The following is a 20,006-nucleotide window of genomic DNA, read 5'->3' as shown; positions in this document are numbered from 1 at the left end:
CTCCTGCCATCGTGAATCGCTTCGTGCCGTTTCTTCGCAACCTGTGGCTTCGCTGCCGTGACGGCACCCGCGCGCTGGGTGCGGGCGCGTGGCATCGCCTGCGCCACCCGACCCGCCGCGGCGTCGCGCTGACGCTCGCCGCGATACCGGTGCTCGGCCTGCTGGTCCTGCTCGCGTTCGTGCCGTTCACGCCGAGCATCGGCGACATCCGCAAGGCGCGCATCGACCGCCCCGCGCGCGTGCTGTCGGCCGATGGCCAGTTGATCGCCGAGTTTCGGCCCGTCAACCGCGAATGGGTGCCGCTCAAGCAGATCTCGCCGCACATGGTCGACGCGCTGATCGCGACCGAGGACCACCGCTTCTACGCGCATCACGGCATCGACTGGCGCCGCACGCTCGCGGCCGGGCTCCATACGTTCTCCGGCAGCCGCCAGGGCGGCTCGACGATCACGCAGCAACTCGCGCGCAACCTGTATCCGGACGAAGTCGGCCGCGCGCCGACGCTCACGCGCAAGGTGAAGGAGCTGATCACCGCGTTCAAGATCGAGACGGTGTACAGCAAGGACGAGATCCTCGAGACCTACCTGAACACCGTGCCGTTCCTGTACAACGCGTACGGCGTCGAAATGGCCGCGCGCACCTATTTCGGCAAATCGGCCGACCAGCTCGACATCGTCGAGAGCGCGACGCTCGTCGGGATGCTGAAGGGCAACAGCTACTACAACCCGGTGCTGAATCCGGAGCGCGCGGTCCAGCGCCGCAACATCGTGCTCGGCCGGATGGCCGCGATGGGGATGCTGTCGCCGCAGCAGCTCGCGCAATTGCAGCGCCGCCCGCTGCGCGTCGACTTCGAACCGCAGACCGCTCAGCCCGGCCCCGCGCCGCACTTCGCGGTGCAACTGCGCAAGTGGCTGATCGCCTGGGCCGACCGCAACAACTACGATCTCTACTCGGACGGCCTCGTCGTGCGCACGACGCTCGACGCGCAGTTGCAGGAGATGGCGACGCAAGCGCTGACCCGGCAGACCGAACGGCTGCAGGCGATCGCCGACAGCGCGTGGCGTGGCCCGTCCGGCTGCGGGCTGCGCAACGACCTGTTCCGCGGCTTCATCCGGCAGACGCCCGACTATCGCGCGGCGCACGACGCGGGGCTCACCGACGCGGCGGCGCTCAAGCAGCTCGGCGCGAATCGCGCGTTCATGCGCGCACTGTGCGAGCGCAAGACGCAGGTGCAGGCCGGCTTCGTCGCGATCGACCCGCGCAACGGCGCGATCCGCGCATGGGTGGGCAGCCCCGATTTCGGCAGCGAGCCGTTCGACCACGTCGTGCAGTCGCGGCGCCAGCCGGGCTCGACGTTCAAGCCGTTCGTCTATGGTGCCGCGTTCGCGGACGGGATGCGGCCCGGCGATACGTTCGTCGATCGCCCCGTCGCGATCCCGGTCGACGCGCATACGGTGTGGCGTCCGACCGATGCCGAGCCGCCGACCGACGCGCCGATGACGCTGCGCGACGCGCTGGCCCTGTCGCGCAACCGTATCACCGCGCAGGTGATGCAGCGCGAAGGCGCGGCCCGCGTCGCGCAGCTCGCGCGCGCGATGGGCGTGCGCGACAGCCCGCTCGACGCGGTGCCGTCGCTCGCGCTCGGGACGCGCCCCGTCACGCTGAAGGAGATGGTGTCCGCGTACGGGACCATCGCGAACCGCGGCGTGTACGTCGCGCCGCAGATGATCACGCGCATCGAGGATCGCAACGGCAAGGTGCTCGCCGCGTTCGGCAGCGCGCCGCCCGAACGCGCGCTGCCGGTGGCCACGGCCCAGACGCTGGTGGACGTGATGCGCGGCGTCGTCGATTACGGGACCGGCGCCGACATCCGCTCGCGCTACGGGATTCGCGTCGACGTCGCGGGCAAGACCGGCACGACCCAGGACAACACGGACGGCTGGTTCATCCTGATGCATCCGCAACTGGTGGCCGGCGCGTGGGTGGGCTTCGACGACGGCAGCGTGACGCTGCGCAGCGACTACTGGGGTGCGGGCGCGCACAGCGCGTTGCCGATCGTCGGCTCGTTCTACGAGACGGCGCTGCGAGCGCGCGCGATCGACCCGCATGTGCAGTTCTCGCCCGACTTCCGACCGCGCAGCGCACCGGCCCCCGCGCCGAAACGGCGGCCGCACGTCGGGTTGTTCGACTGGTTAAGGATTTTCCGCTGATCGTGAAGTCGGCCGGCGAATCATGCCGGCCTTGCGATTCATTGACGGGTCGTCGTCACGTGCCCGTCGGCGTACAACCAGACGGGCATGCCCTCGCATCGCGTCAGCGCGCGGCCGCCGCCTTCAGCAGCCGCAGCATCTCCGGATCGTCACCCGCATCGGCCAGCACCTTCGCGGTCGGCTTCACGCCGACACCCAACAGCCGTCGCACGCCCTCGACGTGATGCTCGATCACCTCGCCGCGCAGCAGCGTATCGCTCTGCAGCACCACCGGGTTCGTATCCTTCACGAGCAACGCGAACACCGCCTCCGACACCGGCGGATCCAGCGCGTCGGACAACGCCGAGTCGGCGAGGTGGTACGGATTGTTGTCGTGAATCTGCCAGCTCAGCGCACCGCTCGCGTGCAGCTTGCCGAGCGCGGCGAGCGCATCGGCTTCCGGCAGTTTCACGAGTTCGGAGGCGAGATCGCTCGCCTGCTCCTCGCGCCCGTCGCGCAGCGTATCGGGCGGCGGCAGGTTCGGCACCAGCAGGTCGAGCACGAGCGCCTGCCGGCGGGCGTGGTCCGGCGACGCCTTGGCATCGGCGTTCGAGCGGTTCTGGCGCAGCAACTGGCCGGCCACGCGCCAGCGATCGTCGCTGCCATGCTCGTCGCGCGGCACCTGGTGCGCGCGCAGCATCACGTCGAGCCAGCGCCACATCGAATCGACCGTCTTCGCGTCGTTCGACGACACGCCGTCGCCGACGATCTGGTCGAGCGTCTGCCCGCACAGGAATTCGCGCTGCTGCACCGGGTCGAGACCGGCGAAGTATTTGCGCACGCGATCCGACAGCCCGTCGAAGTCCGCCTGGCTCATGTCGGGCGCATGGTAGCCGGGGCACGGCCCCGTGCTGGCGATCTCGCGACCCGACACCGCCTTCGCCGGCGGCGGCGGCGAATCGCCGCTGTGCGCGACCGGATACAGCTCGATGCCGTCGACCTGGAAGCCCTGCTCGATCCGCAACAGGACGCCCGTGGTCGAATGTTTCGTCGTGAAGTTGCTGCCCGTGATCGACGTGACCTGATACGGCGAGCCGATCGGCATCCTGATCAGTTCGCCGCCCGGCACGTCGAGTATGCACGCGTCGGCAGGCGGCTTCTGCGGGCCGTCCATATCGAGTTCCGCAACGTGGGTCGGGGCGGTTTCGACGCTCCATCGGCCGGCGTCCCGCATGCGCAGCACGATCTCGCCGCCCACCTTCTCGACCCGCATGGTCGCGGGCTTGCCGGCGGCCGGCGCGTAATCGCCGAGCAAGCCGTCGCAGCCACTGGCGGCCCGCGCGGACAGCGACACGAACATCATCAGACAGAAAACGGGAATCCGCACGGCAGGGCCTCTCAAGGTTCGAATTGTTGTCGGAGTGCCGGCGCGGGCGCGCACGGCGGCGGCGGCACGACCGAGCGCCGCCGGACGCCAATATAGCGAACGCCGCCAGGGTATGCCAGCCCGCGAAGCGACAGGCGGCGTGACGCGCTGCAGGAAAATGACGGCAAGCCTGCGCGGAATCCAGCCCGCGCGATATGCCGCCTTAGGGCCTGTTCACGCTAATAACGGGCTTGCGAACGCGCCCTAGTCCACCTGGACGAAGCGAAAGGGCCGCACACCACGCACCATCGCCGTCGTCATCCATTGATGCCGGGGGCTGCATGAGCGCAAGCGCTGTCGAAATCGCGAATCTGCTGTACCGCTACGCGGAGTTGCTCGATGCCGGCGACCTGCCGGGCATGGCGGCACTGTTCCGGCATGCCCGGATCAAGGTCGCGGAAGATGGGCCGACGATCGGCGCGGACAAGCTGCTCGACCTGTTCGATGCACGCGTGAAGCGCCACGCGTGCGGCACGCCGCGCACCCGGCATGTGATCACGAATCCGATCATCGAGATCGACGAAGCCGCGCATCGCGCGACGGCTCGCTCGTACTACACGGTGCTGCAAGCCGCCGACGGCCTGGCGTTGCAACCGATCGCGGCAGGCCGCTATCACGACGCGTTCGAGCGCGTCGACGGCACGTGGCGCTTCGCGTTTCGCGACTACACGCTGTTCGATTTCGCGGGCGACCTGCGTTACCACCTGAACGAGTCGCCGGCCGGCTGACGCGCCGACCGACGGTGACTGCGCGCAGCGCGCTCAGCGCGCCGCGAGCGTCGCGGCCAGCGCGTCGAATTCCGGCGCCCATGCCGCACGCCACGCGGCCTTCGTCGCGTCGTCGACCCACGCGCCGTCGATCCCGTTCAGCATGAACTGCTTCATGTCTGCGACCGTGAAGCCGAAGTGGCTGAACATCAGCTCCCACGCTTCCGAAGGGTTCACCTTGTGCAGCGTCGGATCGTCGGTGTTCGGATGGATCTTCAGCCCGAGCCCCGGCATCTTGCGCATCGGATGCCGTTCCGCCCATTGCTCCGGCGGCAGCGTGCGCAGGTAGTACGAATTCGTCGGCACGACCGTGAAGACGATCCCGCGCTCCGCGTAGCGCGCGCACAGCGCCGGGTTGTCGACGATCGTATAGCCGTGATCGATACGATCGACGTGCAGCAGGTCGACGGCCGTCTCGACGTTGCGCCACGGCATCCCGAACTCGCCCGCATGCGCGGTCGTGCGGAAGCCTGCCGCGCGCGCGTCGCGATACGCCTTCCAGAACAGCTCCGGCGGCCGGTCGTTCTCGCGATAGTCGATCCCGATCCCCGCGACTTCATCCGCGCGATTCGCCTTCATCCATTCGACGATCGCGACCGCTTCGTCCGGATCCTGCTCGCGATCGATGCTCGGGATCAGGCATGCGCCGATCCCGAAGTCGCGCGCGGCGTCGCGCATCGCGGTCACGATCGCGGCCTGCGCGTCCGCATACGGAATGCCCGACACGCGCACCGTGCCGGTCGGATTCCAGAAGAATTCCGCATGTCGAACGTTGTGTGCGGCCGCATCCTCCAGATACTCGTATGCGATACGCCGCAGATCGTCGGGCCGCGTGAGCAAATACTTGTCGAGCGCGCGCAGCACGTGCAGCACGCCGACCGGCTTCTCGCCGCGCGCATAGAACGCGTCGATCTCCGCGCGCTCGATCGGTGCGCCGCTGCGCTCCGCGAGCGCGACGAACGTGTCGTGCCGCACCGCGCCGAGCAGGTGGCAATGCAGCTCCACCTTCGGCAGCGCGTGGAAAAAGGCCCGATGGGCCGGCGTGATCTCGATGCCCGTGCGCGCGGCCGGGACGTTTCCTGGTGTTGCCTTCATGTCAGTCTCTTTTGCTGTAGTGCCGATGCGTCGTGAAAGCCGTCTCTCAGTGCGGCTTCACGACGGTCCAGAAGTAATAGCCGAGCGGCAGCGCGAGCACGACGAGCCCCCACGACACGTCGCGCCAGCGACCTGCCAGCAGCTTGACGAGCACGTAGCACAGCAGCCCGCCGGCGATGCCGGTGCCGAAGCTGTTCGACATCAGCGTGAGCAGCACCATCGACATCACGGGCAGCGCATCGGTGAAGTCGTCGAAATGCGTATGGCGGATCGTCGCGAACATCGACAGCCCGATCAGGATCAGCGCCGGCGCGGTCGCCTCTTTCGGAATCGCGAGCGCGACCGGCACGAACAGCAGCATCGCGGCGAACAACACGGCCGCCGCCAGCGACGACAACCCGCTGCGCCCGCCGGCCTCGACACCCGCCGCCGATTCGATCAGCGCCGTCAGCGCGGGAATGCCGAACACCGGGCCGAGCGTCGCGGCGAGCGAGTCGACGAGGAACGGCCGGTTGATGTTCGGCAGGTTGCCCTGTTCGTCGAGCAGGTTCGCCTTCGCGCCCACCGCGAGCGCGGTGCCGAGCGTCGAGAAGAATTCCGCCGCGAAGAACGCGAACAGGTACGGCGCGGCCGCGAGCGTCAACGCGCTGCGGATGTCGAGCTTGAACGCGATCGGCGCGATGCTGTGCGGCAGCGACATGAACGATGCCGGCAGATGCGTGACGCCCAGCGGCACGCCGGCCGCGGCGGCAACCAGAATCGCGATCAGGACCGCGCCGGGCACCTTGCGCGCCTGCAGCACGATCGCGACCGCCAGGCCGATCAGCGCGACGAACGCGCCCGGCCGCGAGAAATCGCCGAGCGCGAATGCGTTGGTCTTCGCGTTCGCGACGACCATCCCCGCATTGCGCAACCCGAGCATCGTCACGAACAGGCCGATCGATGCGCCGAGCCCGAGCTTGATCTGCACCGGAATCAACCGCATCACGACGCCGCGCGCACCGAAGATCGTCAGCAGGAAGAACAGCACGCCCGATACGCATGCGATGCCGAGGCCCGTCTGCCAGCCGACGTGTTCGGTCGTCGCGAGCGTCACGCCGATGATCACCGAGCCGCCGATGCCCGGGCCAACCAGGAACGGCAGGTTCGCGTACAGCCCCATCAGCGTCGTGAACAGCACGAACACGATGATCGTCGCAGTGGTTGCCGCACCGCGTTCCATTCCGCCGGTCGCGAGCAGCGACGGGATCACGACGAGCAGGTACGCCGCCGCGAGGAACGACGTGATGCCCGCGATCGTCTCGGTGCGCACGCTCGTGCCGCGCGCGGCAAGCGCGAAGCGCCGTTCGAGCCAGTTGGCCGGCGTACGCGCCGGCATCGTGTCAGTCGCTGACATGGTGGTTCTCCTGTGATTCCGATTATTGTCCTGTGTCGGTTCGCGCGGCGCGGTCTTATACTGCCGCGTACCGCCCCCCGACCGTACTGTTCCGATGTCGTCCGATCGCTCGTCGCTGCTGCCCGCGCTCACGCTGCGGCAAGTCCAGCACTTCGTCGTCCTTGCGCATGCGCGCAGCTTCACGCAGGCCGCGCAGGCGCTGTCGCTCACGCAGCCCGCGCTCACCGCGTCGATCCGCCAGATCGAGTTCCTGCTCGGCGGCCGCCTGTTCGCCCGCTCCGCGCACCGGCTCACGCTGACCACCGCGGGCGAGGCCGTGCTGCCGCTCGCCGAGCGTCTGCTGAACCAGGCGCGCGGCACCTTCGACGACATGACGCGGCTCATCGGCGAACGCATCCAGACCGTGCGCATCGCGTTCATCCCGTCGGTCGCCGGCCGCCTGCTGCCGGCGCTCAATGCGCTGCGCGGCACGCATTCCACGCTGCGCTTCACGCTCACCGACCTGCCGAACAGCGCGCTCGTCGAAGCCGTGCGCGACGGCGTCGCGGATCTCGGCATCGGCGTGCGCGAACCCGACAGCGACGACGGCACGCTGCACTACCAGCAGCTGTTCGAGGACGAGATCGTGATCGTCGTGCGACACGACGATCCGCTCGCGAACGCGAAGAGCGTCACGTGGGCGAAGCTCGTCGATCGCGAACTGGCCGTGTTCGTGCGCGGCAGCGTCAGCGAATCGCTGCATCGCACCGGCGGCGCCGAGAAGCTGCGCCTGAACGTCGCGTACCGGATGGAATACACCGAGCCGCTGTACGCGCTCGCCCGCAACGGCCTTGCCACCGCCGTGCTGCCGAGCCTCTACACGATGCATCTGCACGATCCCGAACTCGTCGCGCTGCGCATCGAGAAACCGCGCGTCACGCGCGCGATCTCGCTGATCTCGCTTGCCGCCGACGATCGCGGCCCGCACGTGCGCACCTGCCGCGAATGGATCGAGCAGCACATCTGAGCCGGGTCGCCGCGCAGCGCGTCGCTGCGTTCACGGCAGCTTCGCGATGCGCTCGGCCAGCGTCGCATAGAAACGGTCCGCATCGACTTCGTTGATCCACGTCGCGTTCGCCGCGCGGCCGCTGCGGCCGTTCCAGTCGACCACCGTTTCGCCCAGCGTCCACTGCCCGGTCGTCTCGACGACGACGTTCACCTTGCGTCCGCTGAACAGCGTCGGGTCGACGAGATAGCCGACCGCCGTCGGGTCGTACATCGGCCCGTCCTCGACGCCGCGCCGCTTCTTGTTGTACGCCAGCTCCGCGTCCATGATGTCCGCGACGATCGCGCCGCAGCGGTTGCCGAGCGCGCGGAACGGCGCGACGCGCGCCGGCGTGATCGGCGCCTTCACCGCCACATCGCGCGGCAGCACGACGATCGGCACGCCGCTCGCGAACACGACTTCAGCTGCTTGAGGATCGACGTAGATGTTGAACTCGGCGGCCGGCGTGATGTTGCCGCGCTCGAAGAACGCGCCGCCCATCAGCACGATTTCGCGCAACGCGGCGCGGATCTGCGGCGCTTCGACCAGCGCGGTCGCGATGTTGGTCAGCGGGCCGAGCGCGCACAGCGTCACGCTGTTCGGCGCGGCGTGGCTCAGCGTATCGACGAGGTACGACACCGCATGACCGGCCGCAAGGGGCGCGCGCGGTTCGTGCAGCTCGACGCCTTCGAGGCCCGTCTTGCCGTGCACGTTCGCGGCCGTCACGAGTTCGCGCACCAGCGGGCGCGGGCAACCCGCATGGACCGGCAGCGTCTTCGTGCGGCCGGCCCAGTCGCGGATGATCCGCGCATTGCGTTCGGTGAGGTCGAGCGGCACGTTGCCGGCCACGGCGGTCAGCGCGCGCACGTCGAGCCGGTCCTGCGCGCCCAGCGCGAACAGGATCGCGATGGCGTCGTCCTGCCCCGGGTCGGTATCGATGATCACCGAGCGGCGCACGGCGTCGCCGCCGGCCGCGAACGCGCCGGCTTCGGGCAGCAGCGCCGTGCCGGCCAGCGCGGCGGACAGTTTCAGGAACGTGCGGCGGGATGCGATCGGATGGGTCATGGTCGGGCTCTCAGAAGACGTGCCGGACGCCGAGCGTCGCCATCATCTGGCGCGTGCCGGTCGAGCGCGCGTACGCGAAGATCTGCGCATGGTCCGCGTCGCCTGCCGCCTGTTGCGCGATCACGGTCAGCGCGACGTCGGTACGTTTGGACAGGTAGTAATCGGCCTGCAGGTTCACCTGGTGCCATTTCGGCCGCTTGTCGATCACGTCGTACTTGCCGTTCGTGAATGCATACGCGGCACCGAGGAAGAGCTGCGGCGTCATCGTGTAGACGATGTTCACGCCGACGTTCTGCAGATGCAGGTGCGAATTGTCGAGGTAATCGTAGCGCACGTCGGTAAACATCGCCGCGAACTGCGCGCGGCCGATCGTGTAGAAGCCGCCCGTGCCCGCGATGCGCTGCCGGCTCGCGAACACCGCCGGCGACGTCGCGCTCTTCGCGAAGATCAAGAGCGGCGACGCATAGTCGTTCGCGATCGCGCCGTCCGGGTTCGTGCCGCTGTACGGATGGTTGTACTGCGCATAGACCGCGCTCCAGCGCAGCGGGCCGCGCTCGTAGCCGAGGCCGAAGCTGTACGCGCTGTTGTTCGCGAAGCCCGTCGCGTTGCTGAAGCCGTACAGCGCGGTGAATTTCAGCCCGTAGTACACGGGGCTCACGTACTTCACCGAGTTCTGCACGCGGATGTCGTTGTAGCCGTTGTCGTTGTCGCCGATGTTCACGCCGTTGCTCGCGATGATCACGGGCCCGATGTAGTCGTGGATCGCGTCGTACTGGCGGCCGAACGTCAGCGACCCGTAGCTGCGGTCGGCGAGGCCGACGTAGGCCAGGCGCCCGAACTCGCGGCCGTTCTGCGCGGCCGTGCCCGTCATCACGTTGAAGCCGTTCTCGAGCTGGAAGATCGCGGACAGCCCCTGCCCGAGATCCTCCTTGCCCTTCAGCCCCCAGCGCGGGTTCTGGTTCGTGCCGGACAGCGCCTGCCAGGCGTTCTTGCCGCCCTGGTTGGTCGCGTACCCGACGCCTGCCGAGATGAGGCCGTACAGCGTGATGCTGCTTTGCGCGCAGGCATGGGTCGCGAAGGCGCCGAGCATCGCGAGCGGCGCGAGCTTGTGAAGAGTTTTCATGCGGGTCGTGTGGTCGGTGAGAGTCCAGGCGCGGCAGGGTTCCGCGAAACTGGACACGACTATACGAACCCGGATCGGATAATAAAAGTTTGGTTTTCTTATATCTCAATAAAATGGATTTATTCTCATCTCCAGATCTCCCGCGCCGGCGAACCGGTTGCCGTCAGTCCGCCGTGTCGCCGCTCTTCGGCAACTTCGACCATGCGTGGCGTCCCGGCGCCGGCGACCATGCCGGGCGCGTCTTGCGCGCGCTGTCGATCACGACCAGATAGCGGCCGGCGATCGGCGTGATGTCGCGATCGCGACGCAGCACCCACAGCGACTTGCCGGCCTCGACGCGCGCCTGGTAGTCGTCGTCGAGAATCCCGTGCCGGTCGAGGAACGTGTTCAGCGAAGCCGGGATCCGCACGCAGCCTTTCGAGTGGCGAATACCGAGCAGCGGCTCGAGACGATCGGGATCGGTCGCATGCATCTGGAAGCGCATCGGCGACTTGCCGCCCTTGCCCCAGCCGCGCTCGCCGTCGACCCAGCCGAAGTCGTAGATGCGCATGTCGCGCTTGCCGTAGCCGCGAATGCCGTTGTCGTTCTTCGTGCCTTCCGCGCGGAAGTCCATGTTGTCGGGCGAGTGATCGAACACGCCGAGCGGCGTCAGGAAGTGATCGTACTGGCCCGGCCAGCCGGTGCCGACCGGCGACGCGCCGATCATCAGCCATGCATTGGCCGGCGTCGCGCGGAAGTAGATGAACAGCGCCTGCACGTTCGGCGCACGATCGACCAGCGCGACGTACTCGCCCGCCAGGTCGCCGAGATTCGCCTCGGCGAGTGCCTTCTCAAGCCGCTCGCCGTACGCGCGCTGCTCGGTCGCGGGCACGTTCAGGCGTCGCGTGACTTCGTGCGTGAAGCGCTTGCGCATGTCCATGGCGCGCGCCGTTGCGTCTTTCGCTTCGTCGACCGACAGCGGCGGATGCCGGCGCGGCGGCGTCGGTACGGGCGCCTCGGCTTCGCTCGCAGGCGTGCCGGACGCCGCCGATGCAGGCGCTGCCGCGGACGCTGCCGATGCTGCGGAAGCCGCCGACGCGCCCGAGGCGCCGCTCGCAGGCGTTGCATGATGCGCTGAAGAGGCTGCGGAAGCGGACACGGCACCGGGCGACGCATGCGCGGGCGATGCTGCCGATGCCGGCGATGCGGTTGGTGAGGATGACGTAGCAGCGGACGACGGCGCGTCGGACGCGGCGAACGCAGGCCGATCGACAAGCACGGAAATCGGGAGAGCTGCAGCGAGCCACGTGGCGACTGCCAGGGTACGGCAACGCGGCTTGACCAGCCGCCGCGTCAGGTCGGAAAGCATCATGAAGATCGAAGCCATCGGCCGATCCGGCCGCCGCACACAGGCGAACGGCGCGGCTTCCGCGCGAGCCATCGACACGTCGGAGTCCTTGCGGATTCCCGGCGCCGACGCCTCTTCGCGGTGGAGCCGTTCGCGGATGCAGCGCGATCGGTCCGATGGCGGCTAATGAGTCGTCAGGTCTTTCATTCTACTCGCGCAGGCCCGATTCGGCAGGGCCGAACCCCTCGTTTCGCGGCGGTTTTGCGCTTGGTCACGCTTTGTTTCAACTCGTTGCCGCTTGCTGCGTCGTCGCGTGGCACGCTCGTTCGTTGGCCGTCGCCGCGACCACGAAAACGCGTACCGCTCCGCATGCGGCACGCGTGATGCCGTCGTCGCCTACTTCGAAATCGCTTCGAGCGCGATGCCTTTGGTACGCGGCCCCATCAAGCCGATCGCGGCCATCACGACCACCATCGCGCCGGCGATGAACGCGAACACGCCGAACGTGCCGAAGCCTCTCAGCACGGCGGCGATCACGAACGACGAGAAGATCGCCGAGAAGCGGCTCCACGAGTAGACGAAACCCACCGCGCGTGCGCGAATCGACGTCGGGAACAGTTCGGCCTGGTACGCATGGAAGCTGTACGACATGATGTTGCTCGCGAGCGTGAGGCCGATGCCGAGCACGATCAGGAACGCGCCCACCGTCGTCTGGCTGAACATCAGCCCGCAGACGACGATCGCCGCCGCCATCGCGACGATCACCGACTTGCGCTCGAAGCGGTCGGCGATCACGAGGCCGATCAGCGGACCGAGCGGCGCCGCAAGCGCGATCACGCTCGAATACATCAGGCTCGACGTGATCGTGATGCCCTGCTTGATCAGCAGCGTCGGCACCCAGTTCGCGAAGCCGTAGAAGCCGACCGTCTGGAACACGTTGAAGATCGTCATCATGATCGTGCGGCTACGATACGGCGGCACCCACATGTCGCGGAAGCTGCCGCGCGGCGGCACCGGCTCGGCCGGCGCGGGCGGCGGCAACGGGCGACCGTATTCGGCTTCGACCTTCGCCTCCAGCGCGCGCATCACGCGGTCGGCTTCGTCGACGCGGCCTTGCTGCGCGAGCCAGCGCGGGCTCTCCGGCAGCGCGCGGCGAATCCACCACACGAACAGCGCGCCGTGCGCGCCGATCAGCACGACCCAGCGCCAGCCGTCGAGGCCGAGCGGGGCGTGCGGCACGAGCAGGTAGGCGAGGAACGCGACCACCGGCACCGCGACGAAGCCGACCGCCTGCTCGCACGCGAACGCACGGCCGCGAATCTGCTTCGGCACGAGTTCGGAGATGTACGTGCCGATCGTCACCATCTCGACGCCAAGGCCGAGACCGACGACGAAGCGCCAGAAGTTCAGCCCGCCTGCCGTGTCCTGGAACGCCATCACGATGTTGGCGGCCGTGTACCACAGCAGCGACCACGTGAAGATCGCGCGACGGCCGAAGCGGTCCGCGAGGAAACCGCATCCGATCGTGCCGATGAAGAGGCCGGCGAACAGCGCGGCGATGAAGCTCGCGACGCCCGTCGTGCCGAACAGGCCATGTGTCGTCGCGGACAGGATCCCGCTTTTCACGAGGCCCGGCGCGACGTAGCCGCTGTACAGCAGATCGTAGAGTTCGAAGAAGAAGCCGAGGCTCAGCAGCACGACCAGCTTCCAGACGCTGCGGGTCGGCGGCAGGCGATCGAGGCGGGCTGAAATCGAGCCGGCGTCGATGGGAGAGGACAAGGCGGCGGCCTGTGAAAAGCTGTCCGTTGAAGCCATCTTGGTCGAGTCTCCTGATCGTGTCGTATGTTGTTGTCCGGCGGCCTGCGGGCCGCCGTCGGGCGAATCGCTGCATTGTACCGGCACGCCGTGCGCGCCGCGTCACATGGCGAACCGGTTCGGACACCCCGGTTTTGCGCCGGATAATGTGTAAATTCCGTAACCTTCTGTCGGTTCTGTAAGCCTCGCCGGCCTCGCGATGCGCGCTCGCCGCCCGGCAGCCGATGCCGCTGCGGGCCCGTCGGCACGGGCGCTCGCCGCCCTCGCACGACGCCACCGGCCGCGTGGCGCCCAACATGCCATGCGCACAATCGTCGTCATTGCCGCCGCCGCACCCCGGTAACATGCTACCGGGCCAACTCCCGGCTTCCTGGCGCCTTTCGGCGCCCGGCATTGTCGGCAAAACGTAAGCATTCCATGTCCATACAACGACTATCCCTCTACGCGCGCCGGATCGCGCTGTTCGCGCTGCTGCAGTTCGCAGCGATCGCGACCGCGTCGGCGTTTCCGGCGGCCGCGTCCGCGCCGGGCGCGAGTGGCGTCGGCGCCCCCGTGCCGACCATTTCGCTGAACGACGCCGTGGCGCAGCTCAAGCAGATGCAGGTCCAGCAGGACCGCATCAAGCAGCAGACGTCGAATGCGACCAACAGCAAGGAGCTCGACGGGCTCGGCGATGCGACGCAGGAACTGAGCGCCGACGTCGACAAGCTGCAGAGCGAGCTCGCGCCGCAGCGCACGCAGATCCAGGCGCAGCTCGACGTGCTCGGCCCGCCGCCGGCCTCGGGCGCATCGCCCGAAACGCCCGCCGTTGCGCAACAGCGGGCGACGCTGAACGCGCGCAAGGCGCAGATCGACGCCGCGCTGAAACAGGCCACCGACCAGAAGACCAACCTCGCGAACCTGAACGACCAGTTCGCGAAGCTGCACCGCAGCCTGCTGCGCAACCAGCTCGCGTTCCGTTCGGGCAGCATCTTCGGCGCGCAGTTCTGGTTGCCGCTGTTTCATCTGTCGCCTGACGACATCCATCGGCTCGAGAATTTCAACGACGAACTGCGCGACATGCTGCACTCGTCGTGGATGCCCGGACAGCGTGCGATCACCACGCTGCTGATGATCGCCGCGCTCGCCGTCTGGCTCGGCGGCCGCCGCCTCGTCGAACGCGGGCTCGCGTGGATCTGCCTGAACCGCCTGCCGCCCACGCGGCTGCGCCGCAGCGCGCTCGCGCTGACGACGGCGTTCTCGACGCTGTTCGCGACCGCCGTCGCCGTCCAGATTCTCTATCTCGCACTCGCTCGGCACTACGAACTCACGCCGTCGATGGACGATCTGTGGGATCAGTTCGCGAAGCTCGCGGTGACGTGCGCGCTGATCGCCGGGCTCGGCCGCGCGCTGCTCTGTACCAAGCACCCGTCGTGGCGGCTGCCGGCGCTCGCCGATCCGGTCGCGCTCGCGATGAAGCCGTTCCCCGGCGTGCTGGCTGCGCTGTTGCTGATGTCCGGCACGCTCGAAACGATCAACCGGATCGTCGACACCAGCCTGTCCGTCACGCTGTTCGGCCGCGGGATCGTGTCGCTCGTCGTCGCGCTGACCGTCGGCGCGTCGCTGCTGCGCGCGAACCGCGTGCGCAGCGCACTGGCGCAAGCCGGCGAGGCGCCTGAGCAGCGTTCGACGCTCGCGGGGCTGATCCATGCCGGCGTCACGCTGGCGATCGTCGTGTCGCTGGGTGCGCTGGTGATCGGCTACATCACGGTCGCACGCTTCATCACGTACGAGCTCGTGTGGTTCGAGATCGTGCTGTGCAGCGTCTACATCCTCACGCAACTGACGCGCGACGCGAGCGAGAGCCTGTTCTCCACGAGCCTGTCGACCGGCAAGCAGATCAAGCACCTGTTCGCGCTCGACGACCGGCATCTCGACCAGGCGCACACCGTCGTGTCGGGCCTGGGCACGAGCCTGCTGATGCTGGTCGCGGCCATCGCGCTGCTCACGGGCGGCTTCGGCACGACGCCGAGCGACCTGCTCGACAGCGCGGTCGCGATGATCGGCGGCCAGCGGCTGCAGAGCCTGAACATCATGCCCGACCGGATCATGAATGCCGTGATCGGTTTCGCGATCGGCTTCTACCTGCTGCGCTCGGTGCGTCGCTGGCTCGACAGCGAGTTCATGCCGGCGCTCGGCATGGACGCGGGGATGCGCGTATCGCTGATCACGCTGTTCACCAACGTCGGCTACGTGCTGCTCGTGCTGATGACGCTCGGGCTGCTCGGCGTCAAATGGAGCAACCTCGCGTGGATCGTCAGCGCGCTGTCGGTCGGTATCGGTTTCGGCCTGCAGGAGATCGTGAAGAACTTCGTGTCGGGGCTGATCCTGCTGACCGAGCGGCCGGTGAAGGTCGGCGACATGGTCAGCATCTCGGGCGTCGAAGGCGACATCCGCCGCATCAACGTGCGCGCGACCGAGATCCAGTTGAGCGACCGCTCGACCGTGATCGTGCCGAACTCGCAACTGATCTCGCAGAACGTGCGCAACGTGACGATGGGCAACAGCACGCAGGGCGTCGCGACGCTGATGCTCACCTTCCCGCTGAACACCGATCCCGAACAGGTGCGCGACCTGCTGCTCGACGCCTATCGCGAACACCCGGCGATTCTCGACAAGCCGGCGCCGTCGGTGACGTTCAGCCAGTTGACGCCGGACGGCATCACGCTGAGCGTGACGGGCTATGTGGCGAGCCCGCGGATCGCAAGCTCGACGAAAAGCGATCTGCTGTTCGAGATCCTGAAGCAGTTGCGCGCGGCGCGGATCACGTTGTCGACGCCGCAGATGCTGGTGGTGCAGAACATGCCGGCGAACGAGGGGTCCACCCGACATGAGCCGTGAGTGAGTGATCAGGTACGTACGCGCCGACCAGCCGTCGCAGCACACGCACCCCCGAAAACCACCGCAAACGACAAGGGCCGGTTACCGCTTTCGCGGCAACCGGCCCTTTTTCATTCGACTGTCAACGCGCCCTCCCGGGCGCGCGCCATCACACGTCGAACTTCACACCCTGCGCCAGCGGCAGCTGACGGCTGTAGTTGATCGTGTTCGTCGCACGGCGCATATACGCCTTCCATGCATCCGAACCCGACTCGCGACCCCCGCCCGTTTCCTTCTCGCCGCCGAACGCGCCGCCGATCTCCGCACCGCTCGTGCCGATGTTCACGTTGACGATCCCGCAATCGCTGCCCGCTGCCGACATGAACTGCTCGGCCTCGCGCATGTCGTTCGTGAAGATCGCCGACGACAGACCTTGCGGCACTGCGTTGTGCACGTCGATCGCGTCTTCGAAGTTGTCGTAGACCATCACGTACAGGATCGGCGCGAACGTCTCGCGCTCGACCACCGACGATTGCTTCGGCATCCGCACGATGGCCGGACGCACGTAGTACGCGTCGGCATGACCGATGTCGACGCGCTCGCCGCCCTTCACTTCGCCGCCCTGCTCGCGCGCATCAGCCAGTGCCTTCTGCATCGCGTCGAACGACGCGCGGTCGACCAGCGGGCCGACGAGCGTGTTTTCCTCGAGCGGGCTGCCGACCTTCACCGACACATACGCCTTCTCGATGCGCGGCAGCAGTTGATCGACGATGCTGCGATGTACGATCAGGCGACGCAGCGTCGTGCAGCGCTGGCCGGCCGTGCCGACCGCCGCGAACGTGACGGCGCGCACCACGAGGTCGAGATCGGCGCTCGGCGCGACGATCATCCCGTTGTTGCCGCCGAGTTCGAGGATGCCGCGTGCGAGACGCTGGCTCAGCACCTTCGCGACTTCCTGGCCCATCCGCACGCTACCCGTCGCGCTGATGACCGGCACCTTCTTCGACGACGTCAGCACTTCACCGACATCGCGCATGCCGAGCACCAGCTGGCTCAACTCTGCCGGCGCGACGCCCGGATGCGTCTTGTCGAATTCGCGGATCGCCTTCTGCAGCAGCACGTGGCATGCGATCGCGGTCAGCGGCGTCTTCTCGGACGGCTTCCACACGACCGAATCGCCGCAGACGAACGCGAGCGCCGCATTCCATGCCCACACCGCGACCGGGAAGTTGAATGCCGAGATCACGCCGCACACGCCGATCGGGTGCCACGTTTCCATCATCCGGTGGCCCGGGCGCTCGGACGCGATCGTCAGGCCGTAAAGCTGACGCGACAGACCGACCGCGAAATCGCAGATGTCGATCATTTCCTGCACTTCGCCGAGCCCTTCCGACGTGATCTTGCCGGCTTCAAGCGTGACGAGGCGGCCCAGCTCGGCCTTGTGCTCGCGCAGCACGTTGCCGAACACGCGCACCAGTTCGCCGCGCACCGGCGCCGGCACCGTGCGCCACTTGAGGAATGCTTCGTGTGCGGCGTCGATCTTGCGCTCGGCGTCAGCGGGCGAATCGGCCGCCAGCGTCGCGAGCGTCGCGCCGTCGAGCGGCGAACGCGCGGTCAGCGCATTGCCTTTCCACTGGGCGAGATCGATATCGAGCGCGGCAAGAATGTCGTTGAATTGCATCACTTCCTCTTCAGGGACAGATTGATCGGTGCGGCGGCGACGCCGCCCGCGTGATTCGATTGGAGCGCGTTCGCGCGCCCTGTGCAAGCGGATGCGCTGCTCGGCAGGCCCGGTGCGCCCGTGGCGCATCGCGCTGCGCCACCGCCGGAAACCCGGCCGGACGGCGCGCCCCCGCCTCGCAAGGCACGATCCATGAGACACATTGTCGGCGGCCACAAGTCGGGCCGCTATTGATATTAACTCACGACTTCATTCCCAAAACGCAACACCCCGGCAGGACATACCGGGCCGTTTCAGTTCGTATATGGGACGCGTCCAAAGCCCGTGACCGGGTCATCCGGACTCGCCAAGGCACGCCGCAACTTGATGACAAAGTTGCATCACCCTGTGCGGAAATATCGTTTGCCGCCCATCCGGCGGGCACACACAATCGAGGCGACGTCGAGGTGCACCGCACCCGGCGCATCGACGGCCGCCAACGGCGGCCGGACGAAGGCGACGCGCGTCGCGGGCCGGTTGCACCGGACACCCCCGCGAAGCCCCGCCGCTGCCCGGCGGCGGCCGGCGACGCGTCGCGCTTCGCAGCCAAAAGACAATCCCGGAGACAGCGCTCAGCACCCGCCATGCATTCAGATGCCCGCCCCGATTCGCCCCGTTCGTCCGGCTCGCCGCCCGCGCAGCCGTCCCTCCACCGCAGCCTGCAGGCGCGCCATCTGCGCATGATCGCGATCGGCGGCTCGATCGGCACCGGCCTGTTCGTCGCGTCCGGCGCGTCGATCTCGCAGGCCGGCCCCGGCGGCGCGATGCTCGCGTACATGATGATCGGCCTGATGGTCTATTTCCTGATGACGAGCCTCGGTGAAATGGCCGCATTCATGCCGGTCTCGGGCTCGTTCGCGACCTACGGCTCGAAGTTCGTCGACGAAGGCTTCGGCTTCGCGCTCGGCTGGAACTACTGGTACAGCTGGGCCGTGACGCTCGCGGTGGAACTCGTCGCCGCGCAGCTCGTGATGAACTACTGGTTCCCGCACGTGCCGGGCGTCTGGTGGAGCGCGATCTTCCTCACGCTGATCTTCGCGCTCAACGCGCTGTCGGTGCGCGGCTTCGGCGAGGCCGAATACTGGTTCGCGCTGATCAAGGTGCTGACGGTGCTCGCGTTCGTCGGCATCGGCCTGCTGATGATCTTCGGGATCATGCAGGGCGGCCCGAGCGCCGGCTGGGGCAACTTCACGATCGGCGACGCACCGTTCGCCGGCGGCTGGGCGACGATGCTCGGCGTCGCGATGATCGCGGGCTTCTCGTTCCAGGGCACCGAAATGATCGGCGTCGCGGCCGGCGAATCGGAAAACCCGCGCACGACGATCCCGCGCGCGGTCAGCCAGATCTTCTGGCGCATCCTGCTGTTCTACGTGTTCGCGATCTTCGTGATCGGCGTGCTGATTCCGTACACCGACCCGAGCCTGCTGAAAAGCGACGTGACCGACATCGGCGTGAGCCCGTTCACGCTGGTATTCCGCCATGCCGGCCTCGCGTTCGCGGCCGGCGTGATGAACGCGGTGATCCTGACGGCCGTGCTGTCGGCCGGCAACTCGGGCATGTACGCGTCGACGCGGATGCTCTATAACCTCGCGGTCGAAGGCCGCGCGCCGAAGCTGTTCGCCAAACTGTCGCCGGGCGGCGTGCCGCGCAATGCGCTGTACGCGACGACGGCGATCGGCGGGCTGTGCTTCCTCACGTCGCTGTACGGCGACAAGACGGTGTACCTGTGGCTGCTGAACACGTCGGGCATGGCCGGCTTCATCACGTGGCTCGGCATCGCGGTCAGCCATTACCGGTTCCGCAAGGGCTTCCTGAAGCAGGGCTACCGGCTCGACCAGTTGCCATACCGGTCGAAGTGGTTCCCGTTCGGCCCGCTGTTCGCGTTCGCGCTGTGCGGGATCGTCGCGCTCGGCCAGGACTACCAGGCGTTCCTCGCCGACAAGATCGACTGGGCCGGCATCGCCGCGACCTACATCGGCCTGCCGTTCTTCCTCGTGATCTGGCTCGGCTACGCGCTGGTGCGCAAATGCCGCCTCGTACGCTACGAGGACATGGAGATCGCGCCGTGGATCGAGCGCAACGCAACCGCCGAGGCCGCCGAGAAGGCCGACGCCGGTTATCCGGCCTACGTCGCCCGTTCGGCCAACCCGACGCCGGGCGCATGACGCCCGGCCGCGCGCCGGCCGCCGCCCGAGCGCGG

14 protein-coding genes are annotated in these 20,006 nt (G+C 67.8%); 6 read left to right on the top strand and 8 right to left on the bottom strand.

All coding sequences use genetic code 11. From position 1 onward, the window contains the following. Positions 1 to 11: 11 nt before the first annotated feature. The gene (locus tag BX604_RS12815; protein ID WP_098551112.1) at positions 12 to 2,210 is read left to right on the top strand and encodes a penicillin-binding protein 1A; all 2,199 of its coding nucleotides are present in this window, start codon (positions 12 to 14) and stop codon (positions 2,208 to 2,210) included. 103 nt (positions 2,211 to 2,313) lie between these two features. Here BX604_RS12815 and BX604_RS39520 read toward each other — a convergent pair whose 3' ends face one another. Further along, complete coding sequence (locus tag BX604_RS39520; protein ID WP_257146297.1) at positions 2,314 to 3,576, bottom strand: hypothetical protein; 1,263 nt, start codon at positions 3,574 to 3,576, stop codon at positions 2,314 to 2,316. Positions 3,577 to 3,896: 320 nt separating this feature from the next. Here BX604_RS39520 and BX604_RS12805 point away from each other — a divergent pair, with 320 nt between their 5' ends. Beyond that, the gene (locus BX604_RS12805; RefSeq protein ID WP_098551111.1) at positions 3,897 to 4,343 is read left to right on the top strand and encodes a nuclear transport factor 2 family protein; all 447 of its coding nucleotides are present in this window, start codon (positions 3,897 to 3,899) and stop codon (positions 4,341 to 4,343) included. 33 nt (positions 4,344 to 4,376) lie between these two features. On the opposite strand, the gene add is transcribed toward BX604_RS12805, so the two are convergent. Together add and BX604_RS12795 are read right to left on the bottom strand one after the other, a co-directional pair. Continuing rightward, positions 4,377 to 5,477, bottom strand: coding sequence for an adenosine deaminase (add, locus tag BX604_RS12800; protein ID WP_098551110.1), 1,101 nt, complete (start codon positions 5,475 to 5,477; stop codon positions 4,377 to 4,379). A 46-nt stretch (positions 5,478 to 5,523) separates the two neighbouring features. Continuing rightward, entirely contained in the window at positions 5,524 to 6,873 is a 1,350-nt protein-coding gene (locus BX604_RS12795; RefSeq protein ID WP_098551109.1) for an NCS2 family permease, read from the bottom strand. Positions 6,874 to 6,967: 94 nt separating this feature from the next. On the opposite strand from BX604_RS12795, the gene BX604_RS12790 reads away from it, so the two are divergent. Then, entirely contained in the window at positions 6,968 to 7,879 is a 912-nt protein-coding gene (locus BX604_RS12790) for a LysR family transcriptional regulator (protein ID WP_098551108.1), read from the top strand. 30 nt (positions 7,880 to 7,909) lie between these two features. Here the strand turns inward: BX604_RS12790 and BX604_RS12785 are convergent, their stop codons facing one another. From BX604_RS12785 to BX604_RS39515, 3 genes are all read right to left on the bottom strand, one after another. Next, the gene (locus tag BX604_RS12785) at positions 7,910 to 8,962 is read right to left on the bottom strand and encodes a nucleoside hydrolase (RefSeq protein ID WP_098551107.1); all 1,053 of its coding nucleotides are present in this window, start codon (positions 8,960 to 8,962) and stop codon (positions 7,910 to 7,912) included. Positions 8,963 to 8,972: 10 nt separating this feature from the next. Next, positions 8,973 to 10,085 (bottom strand): porin, encoded by a 1,113-nt coding sequence (locus BX604_RS12780; protein WP_098551106.1) that lies wholly within the window; start codon positions 10,083 to 10,085, stop codon positions 8,973 to 8,975. A 163-nt stretch (positions 10,086 to 10,248) separates the two neighbouring features. After that, complete coding sequence (locus BX604_RS39515; RefSeq protein ID WP_244108983.1) at positions 10,249 to 11,004, bottom strand: hypothetical protein; 756 nt, start codon at positions 11,002 to 11,004, stop codon at positions 10,249 to 10,251. A 430-nt stretch (positions 11,005 to 11,434) separates the two neighbouring features. Here BX604_RS39515 and BX604_RS38945 point away from each other — a divergent pair, with 430 nt between their 5' ends. Then, a complete protein-coding gene (locus tag BX604_RS38945) occupies positions 11,435 to 11,599 on the top strand; it encodes a hypothetical protein (RefSeq protein ID WP_175800038.1) in 165 nt (54 codons plus the stop codon). 209 nt (positions 11,600 to 11,808) lie between these two features. Here the strand turns inward: BX604_RS38945 and BX604_RS12770 are convergent, their stop codons facing one another. After that, positions 11,809 to 13,227 carry an MFS transporter gene (locus BX604_RS12770; protein ID WP_098551104.1) on the bottom strand — a complete coding sequence of 473 codons (1,419 nt, stop codon included), beginning with the start codon at positions 13,225 to 13,227 and terminating at the stop codon, positions 11,809 to 11,811. Between the two features lie 417 nt (positions 13,228 to 13,644). On the opposite strand from BX604_RS12770, the gene BX604_RS12760 reads away from it, so the two are divergent. Beyond that, a complete protein-coding gene (locus tag BX604_RS12760) occupies positions 13,645 to 16,107 on the top strand; it encodes a DUF3772 domain-containing protein (protein ID WP_098551102.1) in 2,463 nt (820 codons plus the stop codon). Between the two features lie 148 nt (positions 16,108 to 16,255). On the opposite strand, the gene amaB is transcribed toward BX604_RS12760, so the two are convergent. Then, the gene (gene amaB / locus BX604_RS12755) at positions 16,256 to 17,767 is read right to left on the bottom strand and encodes an L-piperidine-6-carboxylate dehydrogenase (RefSeq protein ID WP_098551101.1); all 1,512 of its coding nucleotides are present in this window, start codon (positions 17,765 to 17,767) and stop codon (positions 16,256 to 16,258) included. Between the two features lie 623 nt (positions 17,768 to 18,390). Between amaB and BX604_RS12750 the strand changes: the two genes are divergently transcribed. After that, positions 18,391 to 19,971, top strand: a complete 1,581-nt coding sequence (locus BX604_RS12750) for an amino acid permease (protein WP_098551100.1) — start codon at positions 18,391 to 18,393, stop codon at positions 19,969 to 19,971. Positions 19,972 to 20,006: the final 35 nt, after the last annotated feature.

The sequence above is a fragment of the Burkholderia sp. JKS000303 genome (assembly GCF_002563755.1).
Taxonomy (GTDB): Bacteria; Pseudomonadota; Gammaproteobacteria; order Burkholderiales; family Burkholderiaceae; genus Burkholderia; species Burkholderia anthina_B.
Note: the sequence above shows the minus strand (reverse complement) of the source record. Positions and strands in the feature narration are given on the sequence as shown.

What these genes read in the sequence shown, in the direction of transcription:
- BX604_RS38945 (WP_175800038.1), top strand. Translation starts at nt 11,435, where the DNA reads ATGAAGATCGAAGCCATCGGCCGATCCGGCCGCCGCACACAGGCGAAC.
- BX604_RS12780 (WP_098551106.1), bottom strand. Translation starts at nt 10,085, where the DNA reads ATGAAAACTCTTCACAAGCTCGCGCCGCTCGCGATGCTCGGCGCCTTC.
- amaB (WP_098551101.1), bottom strand. Translation starts at nt 17,767, where the DNA reads ATGCAATTCAACGACATTCTTGCCGCGCTCGATATCGATCTCGCCCAG.
- BX604_RS12760 (WP_098551102.1), top strand. Translation starts at nt 13,645, where the DNA reads ATGTCCATACAACGACTATCCCTCTACGCGCGCCGGATCGCGCTGTTC.
- BX604_RS12785 (WP_098551107.1), bottom strand. Translation starts at nt 8,962, where the DNA reads ATGACCCATCCGATCGCATCCCGCCGCACGTTCCTGAAACTGTCCGCC.
- BX604_RS12770 (WP_098551104.1), bottom strand. Translation starts at nt 13,227, where the DNA reads ATGGCTTCAACGGACAGCTTTTCACAGGCCGCCGCCTTGTCCTCTCCC.
- BX604_RS39515 (WP_244108983.1), bottom strand. Translation starts at nt 11,004, where the DNA reads ATGGACATGCGCAAGCGCTTCACGCACGAAGTCACGCGACGCCTGAAC.
- BX604_RS12790 (WP_098551108.1), top strand. Translation starts at nt 6,968, where the DNA reads ATGTCGTCCGATCGCTCGTCGCTGCTGCCCGCGCTCACGCTGCGGCAA.
- add (WP_098551110.1), bottom strand. Translation starts at nt 5,477, where the DNA reads ATGAAGGCAACACCAGGAAACGTCCCGGCCGCGCGCACGGGCATCGAG.
- BX604_RS12750 (WP_098551100.1), top strand. Translation starts at nt 18,391, where the DNA reads ATGCATTCAGATGCCCGCCCCGATTCGCCCCGTTCGTCCGGCTCGCCG.
- BX604_RS12805 (WP_098551111.1), top strand. Translation starts at nt 3,897, where the DNA reads ATGAGCGCAAGCGCTGTCGAAATCGCGAATCTGCTGTACCGCTACGCG.
- BX604_RS12795 (WP_098551109.1), bottom strand. Translation starts at nt 6,873, where the DNA reads ATGTCAGCGACTGACACGATGCCGGCGCGTACGCCGGCCAACTGGCTC.